The organism is Pedobacter psychrodurus, from assembly GCF_032678585.1.
Taxonomy (GTDB): Bacteria; Bacteroidota; Bacteroidia; order Sphingobacteriales; family Sphingobacteriaceae; genus Pedobacter; species Pedobacter psychrodurus_A.
Genome location: NZ_JAVTSN010000053.1, coordinates 15,880 through 28,166, shown reverse-complemented (window position 1 = coordinate 28,166; position 12,287 = coordinate 15,880). Strand labels below are relative to the sequence as shown.

Genomic DNA, 12,287 nt, shown 5'->3' with positions numbered 1-12,287 from the left:
TTAAACCACAACATGAAAAAAATCACATTTTTATTCTGTGCATTATGCCTGATCAAGCTCAGTGCATACAGCCAAATTTTAAAACCGGTAACCTGGAGTTACGCAGCGAAAAGAACAAGTCCTACTACGGCTACTGTATTTATTAAGGCCGCTGTAGATCAGGGCTGGCATTTATACTCGCAATTTGTTAAAGATGGCGGACCGGTTAAAACAACCTTTACCTTCCCGTCGTCGGCCGCTTATACCTTAGTTGGTACCACTACCGAACCAAAAGCCATTACCAAGTATGAATCTACTTTTAAAATGGATGTAAGTTATTTCGAAAAATCGGTTGTGTTTCAGCAAAAAATTAAGCTGAAAGGCAAAACAGCAGCCGTAAAAGGTAGCGTAGAGTTTATGGTATGCGACGATAAACAATGTTTACCACCAGAACAGGTAGATTTTAGTATTCCTGTAAAATAACAAGCATATGATGTCCTTAAAGAAAATCTGTCTCGGCTTGCTGTGTCTCTGTGCCCTATCATATGGGGCATACGCACAGGACAGTACCAATACCGACGATTTAACTTTCACAGAAATTAAGCCTGAAACGGTTGATAGTACGGTTAAAATGGCCGACACGAACCTGAAAACAAGGGTTGCTACTGCTGCAACTGTTCAAAAAGTTATTGCTCAGCCAAAGGAAGAACACAAAACCTTATGGGGGATTTTTATTGCAGGTTTTGTTGGCGGTTTAGCGGCACTGCTAATGCCCTGCATCTTCCCTATGTTACCCTTAACGGTAAGTTTTTTTACCAAGGGCTCAGAAAAGGGGAAAGCTTTTCGGCGTGCAGCGCTTTATGGCTTTTTCATCATTTTAATCTATGTAGTACTTGGCCTTTTGGTAACGGTAATTTTTGGTGCCGATGCCCTGAACAGCCTATCTACCAACGGGATCTTTAATTTTTTCTTCTTTTTATTGCTGGTTGTTTTTGCGGCGTCCTTTTTAGGGGCTTTCGAAATTACCCTACCCTCTTCATGGGTAAATAAAATGGATGCCAATTCGGATAAAGGTGGTATAGCGGGCCTGTTTTTCATGGCTGGAACATTGGCTTTGGTATCCTTCTCTTGTACTGGCCCTATTATCGGCACTTTACTGGTACAGGCGGCAACCACTGGTGCACTTCTAGGACCGGCAATTGGAATGTTTGGTTTTTCTTTGGCACTCGCCATTCCTTTCGCTTTATTCGCATTATTTCCATCAGCGATGAATAAACTGCCAAAATCAGGTGGTTGGTTAAACAGTGTAAAAGTAGTACTGGGTTTTCTGGAGTTGGCTTTTGCCTTAAAATTCTTGAGCAATGTGGATCTGGCCTATCATTGGGAATGGTTCGATCGGGAAATATTCTTAAGCCTTTGGATCGTCATTTTCGGTATGATGGGAATTTACCTTTTGGGCAAACTGAAATTTGCTCATGATAGTCCACTGGCCTTTATTTCTGTACCCAGGCTTTTTCTGGCAACAATAGTATTGGCATTTACCATTTACCTCATTCCAGGCATGTGGGGGGCGCCTTTACGCAGTGTATCGGCCTTTCTTCCACCCCAGGAAACACAGGATTTCGATCTCTACACCACAGGATTATTGGCAGGAAAACAAACTGCTACAAATGATGGTCCGCATAAATATGCAGATAAATTCCACGCACCATTAAAACTCAATGCCTATTTCGATTATAACGAAGGTTTAGCCGCCGCAAAAAAGCTGAACAAACCTATACTGATCGATTTTACCGGCCACGCCTGTGTAAACTGCAGAAAAATGGAAGCCAATGTTTGGCCAGATCAGGATGTATATAAAATGATCAGCAATGATTATGTACTGATTCAATTATATGTGGATGACAAATCTGAACTAGCCCCTGAAGATGTTGTCATTACATCGGAAGGAAGAAAACTGAATACCATTGGCAAAAAATGGAGCGACCTGCAGGCCAGGAAATTCCAATCCAATTCGCAACCTTTTTATGTATTGCTCGATCCTAAAACAGAAACATTATTGGTACAACCACAAGGCGCAGATTACGAAGTAGCCAATTATAAAAAATTCTTAACAAGCGGTTTAAACGCTTTTAAATAACAAGGTATTGGTGGAGTAGAAGCCACCAGGTTTTGATTTAATTTTAGTTAATAATTCATGGGCGGTACCGGATGGTCTGCCCATGTTTTTTTAGCTATTTTTCTGCTACAGAAAATACTAAATCCAATACATCTAAATCCTTTCACATCATTATTTTTCAGATCAGCGCCTCTTAACCCATCGTGTGGACACACCTTTGTGTGCACTGGTTTTTAGGCGTCATGCTAAGTTACTTTAAAACACCACAGGTTTTACCGAAGAACGCAGTCAATCCCAAGGGCTGGGAGAATCAAAAAAACAGGTGCAGAATAGTATACAGCCTCGCTTCCAAACCTAAAACGCAGTGGTTTTGTGTTCATAACCGTTGATTTTAAACTTTTATGAATATTGAACACAAAACGAAGTGCCACTGTTTTTTTGTTGTGTGGAGGAATTGTGCAAAAAGCCCACTACTGGATCCGATAGCTATCGGATGACAAAGCGCTTTGGCTATTTTGGCGCTCCAAAGTAGCATGCCTCCGCGGCATAGAGCGGAGAAAAAATTAACATTTATCTCCAAACTAAAATTTTATAAGAATTTGGAGTCAGTTAATGGCAGAAAATACGCTGATCCCGAAGCTTCGGGACAGCATGACGCTCACCTTAGACAAAGGGACTAAAAACAAATTTGGATTAATAAAGATGTGCCCACAACAATAGCCCTTTCCAGGATCTATTAACATCAATCCTGCTTTTCTAGTATGACAATATTTTACAGGAAAGATTTTCAAGCTTTCCTTAAAAGAAACTTCAAACATCATTAAAACTTACTTTAGTAAACCCTATTGATACCTCAGGTCTAATTTTGGGTATTCACCCTATTTCTCTCCATGTTAAGATCGTAGAATGCATCAACAAAATCATCGGTGCAGAAAAAAATAAATGTTCTTATGACGTTTATTATTTTAAATATTTTACTTTTACGATAACAATCTTCCAAATATTAAACCGTATGAAATTAAATTACCCTGTAAAAAGTGTGTTTTCTGGATGTATAATGTACTTTTTCTTTGGAATCGGATTTGTATCCGAAGTGCAGGCGCAAACGGCAAAAGTGATCAAAATCAAAACAGACCATACTATTGCCAAAGTACAGCCCAATATGTGGGGTGGTTTTTTTGAGGATATTAACTTTGGTGCCGATGGGGGCATTTACGCCGAGCTGATTAAAAACCGATCCTTCGAATTTGCAAAACCATTAATGGGTTGGACCATTCAACGAAATAAACAACAGGAAGGTGAAGTATTGGTGGTAAACCGCAAAGAAGTAAATACATCCAATCCCAGATATTTACAGGTGAAAAAACAAACCGACGATTTTGAACTCATCAATGAAGGTTTTAAAGGGATTGGGGTAAAAAAAGGCTTGCGCTACGATTTTTCTGTTATGTACCGTCAGGCAAAACCGGGGATTAAGCTTGTGTTATTGCTAAAAGATGCCAATAATAAAATCATCGGAGAGGGAAGTTTAATACCTGATCAAACGGGCAGCGACTGGAAAAAGCAGTCGGCGAGTTTTACGGCTACCGAAACTGATCCCAAAGCAAAATTTTCTATTTTATTTCAAGGAAATGGAGCTATCGATCTCGATATGATTTCGCTGTTCCCTGGCGATACCTGGAAAAACCGCTCACAAGGATTGAGGGCCGATATGGTGCAGTTATTAGCCGATATGAAACCTGGTTTTATCCGTTTCCCTGGTGGATGTATTGTAGAAGGAACCGATCTGGCCAACCGTTACCAATGGAAGAAAACCATTGGCCCGATCGAAAACCGCCAACTGATCATGAACCGTTGGAATACCGAATTTGCACACCGCCCCGCTCCAGATTATTACCAGAGTTTCGGCCTGGGCTTTTTCGAATATTTTCAACTGGCAGAAGATATTGGCTCTGATGCCTTACCCATATTAAATTGCGGCATGGCCTGCCAGTTTAATACAGCAGAAGTAGCTTCGCTTGATGAACTCGATCCTTATGTACAGGATGCGCTCGATCTGATCGAATTTGCCAATGGCGATGTAACCAGCAAATGGGGGAAAATGAGGGCCGATTTGGGCCACCCAAAACCATTTAACTTAAAAATGATGGGTATTGGAAATGAGAACTGGGGTCCGCAATACCTGGAAAGGCTAGCCATTTTCACAAAGGCCATCAAAGCCAAATATCCGGACTTTAAACTCATCAATAGCTCAGGCACGGATCCTGAAGGCGACCGTTTTAACTTATTGAACACAACCTTGCGAAAAAACAATGCAGATTTTATCGATGAGCACTACTACCGCCCTGCCGATTGGTTTTTAAAAAATGCTGATCATTACGACAACTATCCGAGAAACGGCTCGAAAGTTTTTGTTGGCGAATATGCTGTACATGCTGATAAAAATTTCGTCGGCAGCAATAGGAACAATTGGGAAAGTGCTTTGGCAGCTGCTTCTTTAATGACAGGTTTAGAGCGCAATGCCGATGTAGTGCAAATGGCTTCTTATGCCCCACTTTTCGCACATGTTGATGCCTGGCAATGGGCACCTGATATGATTTGGGTAGACAACCTAAAATCGTACGGAACACCCGATTATTATGTACAAAAACTGTTCTCCACCAACAAAGGGACGGACGTAATTTCTGTTACACTCGAAGAAAAAAACATCACCGGCCAGGACGGGCTTTATGCCTCTGCCGTAACCGATCAGGCCAAAAAAGAACTGATTATTAAAATTGCCAATAACTCCGGTCAGCCACAAAATATAGATTTTGATCTGGATGGAAAGCTAAAATTAAAAAATAAAGCCACCAACGACGAACTGGCAAGCAATAATCTCAGTCAGGTCAACTCTTTCGAAAATCCTGAAGCAGTAAGTCCACATAAAACCACCCTGAACCTAAAAGGCAAAAAACTGAACATTGCTTTAAAGCCTTACTCTTTTAACGTAATCAAAATTCCATTTAACCAATAGATTCAAACGAGATCATGATGAAAAAACTTCTCTTATCTGCAGCAGTATTCTGCAGTGCCATTTTAGCACAAGCACAAAATGAAACGCAGTTAACGATTAAACCTGCGGGCGATCAAGTAGTGAGCAAACACATTTATGGTCATTTTTCCGAGCATTTGGGCCGTTGTATATACGATGGTTTTTGGGTGGGCGAAAATTCTACCATTCCGAACAAAGGAAGAATTCGTTTAGATATTGTAGATGCTTTAAAGAAAATAAAAGTTCCAAACCTCCGCTGGCCAGGTGGCTGTTTCGCCGACGAGTACCATTGGAGAGATGGCATCGGACCAAGAAACCAGCGCCCAAAAATGGTCAACACCAATTGGGGCGGCGTGACCGAAGACAATAGCTTTGGCACACATGAGTTTTTAGACCTCTGCCAGATGCTCGATTGTGAACCTTACATTGCCGGAAACGTAGGCAGTGGAACCGTTGAAGAAATGGCCAAATGGGTAGAATACCTCAATTTTGATGGCGTAAGCCCAATGACGGCCATCCGCAGCCAAAATGGAAGGGAAAAACCATGGAAAGTTTCTTTCTGGGGTGTGGGTAACGAGAGCTGGGGTTGTGGTGGCAACATGACACCGGCCTATTATTCTGATCTGTACCGCAGATATGCCACTTATGCGCGCAATTACCCTGGAGCTCCATTAAAAAGGATCGCCAGTGGTGCAAATTCAGGCGATTACAACTGGACAGAAACCTGCATGAAAAATATCGGCGACCAGATGTGGGGCTTAACTTTACACTACTACACCATCCCAACTGGAGACTGGGGTAAAAAAGGATCGGCAACTAAGTTTGATGAAGCGCAATATTTTTCCACCATGAAAAATTGCTTAAAAATGGAAGAACTGGTAACCAGGCACTCCGCAATCATGGATAAATATGACCCTAAAAAGAAGGTGGCTTTAGTGGTTGACGAATGGGGAATCTGGACGGATGTAGAACCAGGCACAAACCCAGGTTTCTTGTATCAACAGAACAGTTTACGCGATGCTTTAATTGCAGGCACTACGCTAAACATCTTTAATAACCACTCCGATCGCGTTAAAATGGCCAACCTGGCACAAACGGTGAATGTTTTACAGGCACTAATCCTAACCGAAAAAGACAAAATGATCCTTACCCCTACTTACCATGTTTTTGATCTGTATAAAGTGCATCAGGATGCTAAATATTTACCGATAGCTTTCACCAGTCCAGACTATACTGTGGGCGATCAAAAAATTCCAGCCTTAAATGTCTCTGCGTCGCAGGATGCAACCGGCGCAATCCATATTTCATTGGTGAATTTAGATCCGAATAAAAAAATCATGCTGAGTACTGTTCTAGATGGTTTGAAATGGAGTACGGTTACCGGACAGATTTTAACCTCTGCAAAATTGACCGATGTTAATACCTTCAGTGATTCGAACAAGGTGCACAATGCAAAATTTACGGGCGCAAAAAAATCAGGCAGCACATTAAAAGTAGAACTGCCTGCGCAATCGGTTGTGGTATTGGAACTAAAATAACCAGAGATGAGATATAAAATCACAAGTATAATACTCTTATTGCTTTCAGTGACTCAAATACTGAAAGCACAAAACAGATATGAAATCGTAAGCCCGGACAAAACACTGATCGTTTCTGTTTTTCTGAAAGACAAATCGCTCTTTTACACCATTAACAGCAATTCGGCTCCCGCATTATCCAATTCGGCATTGGGTTTAGTTCGTGAAGATGCCAATTTCGTTAAAAAGCTCTCCATATTATCGGTTTCTAAAAATGAACTGATCAAAGACAGTTATACCTTAAAAAATAGCAAAAGGCTAAACCATCAATATCTCGCCAATAAAAGAGTTTTTCACCTGCAAAACGCATCTTCCAAAAAGATGGATATTATTTTTCAGGTTTCGAATGATGGCGTGGCTTTCCGTTATTATTTCCCGGATCGCGATACGCAGCTCAAAAAAATCACTGAAGAAAAAACAGCTTTCCATTTTTTTGCATCAACCAAGGCATGGATGCAGCCCATGTCGGTGGCTAAAACCGGTTGGGAAAGCACCAACCCCTCTTATGAAGAGTATTATCAAAAAGAAATCAGCGTAGGCACACCTGCCCCAACTGAAGCTGGCTGGGTTTATCCCGCACTTTTCCATTACAAAGATACCTGGATATTGCTTACTGAAGTTGGTTTAGACGGCAGTTATTGTGCTACGCGCTTAAAACAAAATTCGCCAGACGGAAATTACCAGGTCGGCTTTCCGGATGCCCGTGAAGCTTTTACCAATCAGAATGTAAATCCTGAATCTACCTTGCCCTGGTACACACCCTGGAGGGTAATCGCCGTTGGCAGCCTTAAAAAAGTAACCGAATCTACTTTGGGCACAGATTTGGCTGCTCCTGCAAGCGCAAATATTAATCCCGGTTTATTCCAGCTGGGCAAAGCTTCCTGGAGCTGGATTATGTTAAAAGACAATTCGATCACTTACGACATTCAACAAAAATATATCGATTTCGCAGCTGATATGAAGTGGGAGTACTGTTTAATCGATGTAGATTGGGATACCAAAATAGGCTACGAAAAAATGCAACAATTGGCCAGTTATGCCAAAGCCAAAAACGTCGGTTTATTGCTTTGGTATAATTCGGCAGGTGACTGGAATACGGTAAAATACACACCAAAAAATAAATTAACTACCCACGAAAACCGCTTAAAAGAATTCGCTTTGCTCCAGAAAATGGGCATTAAAGGTATTAAAATTGACTTTTTTGGCGGCGATGGCCAGTCGATGATCCGTTATTACCTCGAACTTTTCGAAGATGCGGCAAAATTCGGTTTAAGTGTAAACTGTCATGGGGCAACTTTACCAAGGGGCTGGCAGCGGACTTACCCGAATTTAGTCACAATGGAATCGATCAAAGGAATGGAATTCATCACCTTTGATCAGAACAATGCAAACGAAGAGCCTTTGCACGCCACCACGATTCCATTTACGAGAAACATCTTCGATCCGATGGATTTCACACCAATGAACCTGTCTTCAATCCCGAATATTAAACGAAAAACCACTGCCGCATTCGAACTGGCTTTGCCGGTTATTTTCCAATCGGGAGTGCAGCATCTGGCCGAATCGCCCGATGGAATAGCCACCGTACCTGCTTATGTGAAATCGTTTCTGCAAAGTTTTCCATCAAGTTGGGATGATACAAAACTTATTGATGGTTATCCGGGCAAATTTGTGGTAATGGCACGCAAAGCAGGTTCAAAATGGTATATCGCAGGGATAAATGGAGAAAATACTGACAAAATCATCAAGATCGATTTTTCAAAATTCAATGCAAAATCGGCAAAGATCATTACGGATACAGATCAGGGAATCAATTTTAAAACCGGAACTATCGATCTTAAATCTCCATCACCTGTCAAAATGAAACCCTACGGTGGATTTATAATCGTTGTAGAATAAAATCCAATAGTAGAGCAACCCAACTAAAAACCTTAACAGAACAATAATATGTTGAAGAATTTTAAATTATATATCACAGTTTTAATGCTTTTGCTTGTTCAATTCGCCGCTCAAGCGCAAGAAAAAATAATTGTTTCAAAAGGTAATCCTATTATCACTGATAAATACACGGCAGATCCTGCAGCTTATGTTTACGGCGATTCGGTTTACCTTTATACCGGCCACGATGTTGCACCAACGCCTAAAAATACCTACGAAATGCATGAGTGGTTGTGTTATTCGTCGGCCGATATGGTAACTTGGAAAGAACATCGATCGCCTTTAAATGTAAAAAGTTTTACCTGGGCCAGCGATGATGCCTGGGCTTCGCAGGTGATTGAAAGAGAGGGCAAATTTTATTGGTATGTGGCCATTTCTCATGGTTCCATCCATGGAAAATCGATCGGTGTAGCAGTTGCGGATAATCCAAGAGGCCCATTTAAAGATGCCATCGGAAAAGCGTTAATTACCAATGATATGACCACTGATGTTAAAATCAGCTGGGATGACATCGACCCTACCGTGATAATCGACGATGATGGTCAGGCCTATTTATTTTGGGGCAATCAAAAATGTTATTATGCAAAGCTGAAGAAAAATATGATCGAACTGGACGGACCGATCCATAAGGTTGATGTACCCGAATTTACCGAAGCGCCCTGGATCCATAAACGCAAAGGATGGTATTATCTCTCTTATGCCTCGCAATTCCCGGAGAAGATTGTATATGCGATGAGTAAAAACATCAATGGCCCTTGGATTTATAAAGGTATTTTAAACGAAATTGCCGGAAACTCAAATACCAATCATCAGGCCATCATTGATTTTAAAGGTAAATCCTACTTTATTTACCACAATGGGGCCATTAACAATGATGGCGGAAGTTTTAGACGCTCGGTTTGCATCGATTATTTAAATTATAATAGCAACGGAACGATGAAACGTGTCGTAATGACTTCTGAGGGAGTTAAAAAAGCGAAATAATACAACCTGATTCGCCGTGGTCTGTGTCCCCACAGACCATTTAGATACCCCCTCACCCGTCATGCTGAACTTGTTTCAGCATCTATCATTCTAATAAAAATGCACACGAAAACCTTTACCATAGATCATTAAACAAGTTCAGGAGGACGATTTTTCTTAAAACATCCACCATAACTCCAGCCTTCACAATTCCTTAGGATTACGATTATCTCAACAACCTCACTTCATATATATTCGCAATAGCCGATCCCTGATCGGCAACAAACTTCACTTCTAAATCGGCTTTTAACAATTCTTTTGGGATCTGATATTCCTGAGTATAAAAATCATCGCCCTTACTTCCATCCAACCTAACTTTTTCAATTAAAACACCGTTAATCCATATCGAAAAGTTGCTGTCCTTTTCCTTTCCGTAATACATTAAATTAAGCTTATTCGCCGATAAATCTTTGTTTTTAAGCACATAACCAAACCATGCTTTTCCATTTCTAAAATGCCTTTCCTTAAAAGTTCCATTATCCGTTTGTTCACCTTTAAAACTATGATCAGATTCTGGTTGCTGCTCCCCTGTATTCACCAGATCAACCGTTTGCCGCTCCATCTTCATCTGTGTTTCTTCAGCCAATTTGATCACACTTGCGCGTGCCGGTAGATCCTCAGCACTACTGTAAGGGAAATAAAGCACATACCGCTTTTCGGCCAGGGTGTAAAACGGAACCAGTTTTAATGATTTGTATTTGGGTTGATAGATGGCATTTTGAGCGCTGAATGTTAAGCTGTTCTGACCGCTGAGTGTGATTTCATTGGCCAGTGCATTTTTAGCGCCTGTAACGAGTGGCGCATCGCTGATCGGCAATAATGCTCCCGATGCAATATGCCCCATTCTACTGCCATCTGCGGTTAAATTTGGCTGAGTTAAAGTGTCCATCGCGGCAGCAAGCACAATCGGTCCACGGAGAAAGGCAACCCAATCCGAACCATCGGGCATAAACTCAGTTGTGGTGTGCATCGGTAATGAAATATGAATTACATCGCCAGTTGCCCAAACACGATCGATACTGGCATAACCATTCGTTTCGCTTTTGGCGATTATTTTTTTGCCGTTCACGAGTACAGTCATTTTCTCCTGCGCTATCCAGGCTGGCCGACGGAAATGTAAGGCAAAACGTTGTTTGTTTTTTAACTGAAGTTTAAGCGTGGTATTTTCCGCATCAGGAAAAAGTGTTTGCTGTGTAAGCTTGATGCCTTTTTCTGTCCAGTTTAAGGTTGATGGGATAAAAAGATTTACATAAAGATCAATTGCACGGTGCGCATAAATCAACTCTCCATATTTGCCATGATTTTCCAATCCCGAACCTACACAGCACCAAAAACTCTCCTGTGGACTCGAATAGGTACGGTAGTGTCCTGGCCGCATGGGTGTAAAATACACGAAGCCACCCTCCGGCCTTTGCGAAGAGAGGATATGATTGTAAAGCGTACGTTCGTAATAATCGAGATAGGCATTAGCAGGTGCAGCCAAAAACAACTGTTTGGTCAGCTTTAACATGTTGTAAGAGTTACAGGTTTCAGGCCCTTCACGCGATTCAATCATAGAAGAAAAGTTGTTGGCCGGATGAAAATGTTCTCTAACACTGTTTCCACCAATCGCAACGGTTCTATGATTCACTACTGTTTCCCAGAAGAAAGCAGCAGCATTGGCCCAACCGGCATCTTTATTTTGCAAAGCAATTTCCTCAAAACCAATTACCTTAGGAATCTGCGTATTTGCATGCAAGCCATTTAATGCATCTGTTTTATTTAAAAGTGGGTTTAGGATAGATCGATCCGAAAACCGTTTCGCCAATTGAAGGTATTTTTGATCACCTGTTATCGCATAAACATGAGCGAAAGTCTCATTCAGTCCGCCATGTTCACTTTTTAATAATTCTTGAACCTGTTGATCGGATAAATTGGAAACTAAATCTGCACACCAATCTGTTAGCTTGATCAACATCTGTTTGGCTTTTACATTACCCGCAACCGCATAAGCATCGTACAAACCCGCGTAAATTTTATGGATATTGTACAAGGGCACCCATTTTCCATTCAACGAGAAACTAGATGATTTTATATTTCCTGATTTTATCTCTTTCCAGATTTCCTTTCCACCCGGGATACCTGCTAAATAACCATCACCATTACTTACCTGACACTTATCCAGTTCGGCAATCATATATTCCATTCGCTCCTTCACCGTTAAATCTCCTGTAGAAGCATACATTAAAGCCAGTGCAGACAAATAATGACCCGCAATATGACCATCTAAACCTGTATTTTCCCAATTGCCATAAGATGCTGCTTTAGGTGTTAGTCCGGCCTCCCTTAAGTAAGGTGCCAGAAGGCGATCCGCATTTAACGAAAGCATATATTTTTTATCGGTTTCCTGTGCTTGCTTGAAAGGCCCATCGAGCAGGCGGACTTCCATTAAATTAAATGGCTGCAAACTCGTCTGTCCAAAAACAGTACCATACAGGATGGCAAATAATAAAATGGTAATAATTTTTTTCATTTATAAACTCCAGCTAATCCCTACATTTTTTTTTGCAGGATCTCAATTCTCGAGAATTCCTGAATAAATAAACGTCTAAAAGACACTTATAAACGAATATATAAA

General features: G+C 41.1%; 7 protein-coding genes. 6 read left to right on the top strand and 1 reads right to left on the bottom strand.

Going from position 1 to position 12,287, the window contains the following annotated elements; genetic code table 11:
- Nucleotides 1-12 precede the first annotated feature (12 nt).
- From R2S57_RS25835 to R2S57_RS25810, 6 genes are all read left to right on the top strand, one after another.
- On the top strand, nt 13-462 hold the full coding sequence (locus tag R2S57_RS25835) for a protein-disulfide reductase DsbD domain-containing protein (protein WP_316847812.1): 450 nt from the start codon (nt 13-15) through the stop codon (nt 460-462).
- A 7-nt stretch (nt 463-469) separates the two neighbouring features.
- Nucleotides 470-2,119, top strand: a complete 1,650-nt coding sequence (locus R2S57_RS25830) for a protein-disulfide reductase DsbD family protein (RefSeq protein WP_316847811.1) — start codon at nt 470-472, stop codon at nt 2,117-2,119.
- 991 nt (nt 2,120-3,110) lie between these two features.
- A complete protein-coding gene (locus R2S57_RS25825; protein ID WP_316847810.1) occupies nt 3,111-5,114 on the top strand; it encodes an alpha-L-arabinofuranosidase C-terminal domain-containing protein in 2,004 nt (667 codons plus the stop codon).
- 14 nt (nt 5,115-5,128) lie between these two features.
- Entirely contained in the window at nt 5,129-6,670 is a 1,542-nt protein-coding gene (locus tag R2S57_RS25820; RefSeq protein ID WP_316847809.1) for an alpha-N-arabinofuranosidase, read from the top strand.
- 6 nt (nt 6,671-6,676) lie between these two features.
- Entirely contained in the window at nt 6,677-8,608 is a 1,932-nt protein-coding gene (locus R2S57_RS25815) for a glycoside hydrolase family 97 protein (RefSeq protein WP_316847808.1), read from the top strand.
- 48 nt (nt 8,609-8,656) lie between these two features.
- The gene (locus tag R2S57_RS25810; RefSeq protein ID WP_316847807.1) at nt 8,657-9,631 is read left to right on the top strand and encodes a glycoside hydrolase family 43 protein; all 975 of its coding nucleotides are present in this window, start codon (nt 8,657-8,659) and stop codon (nt 9,629-9,631) included.
- Between the two features lie 205 nt (nt 9,632-9,836).
- Here R2S57_RS25810 and R2S57_RS25805 read toward each other — a convergent pair whose 3' ends face one another.
- Nucleotides 9,837-12,182, bottom strand: a complete 2,346-nt coding sequence (locus R2S57_RS25805; RefSeq protein ID WP_316847806.1) for a beta-L-arabinofuranosidase domain-containing protein — start codon at nt 12,180-12,182, stop codon at nt 9,837-9,839.
- Between the last annotated feature and the right edge of the window lie 105 nt (nt 12,183-12,287).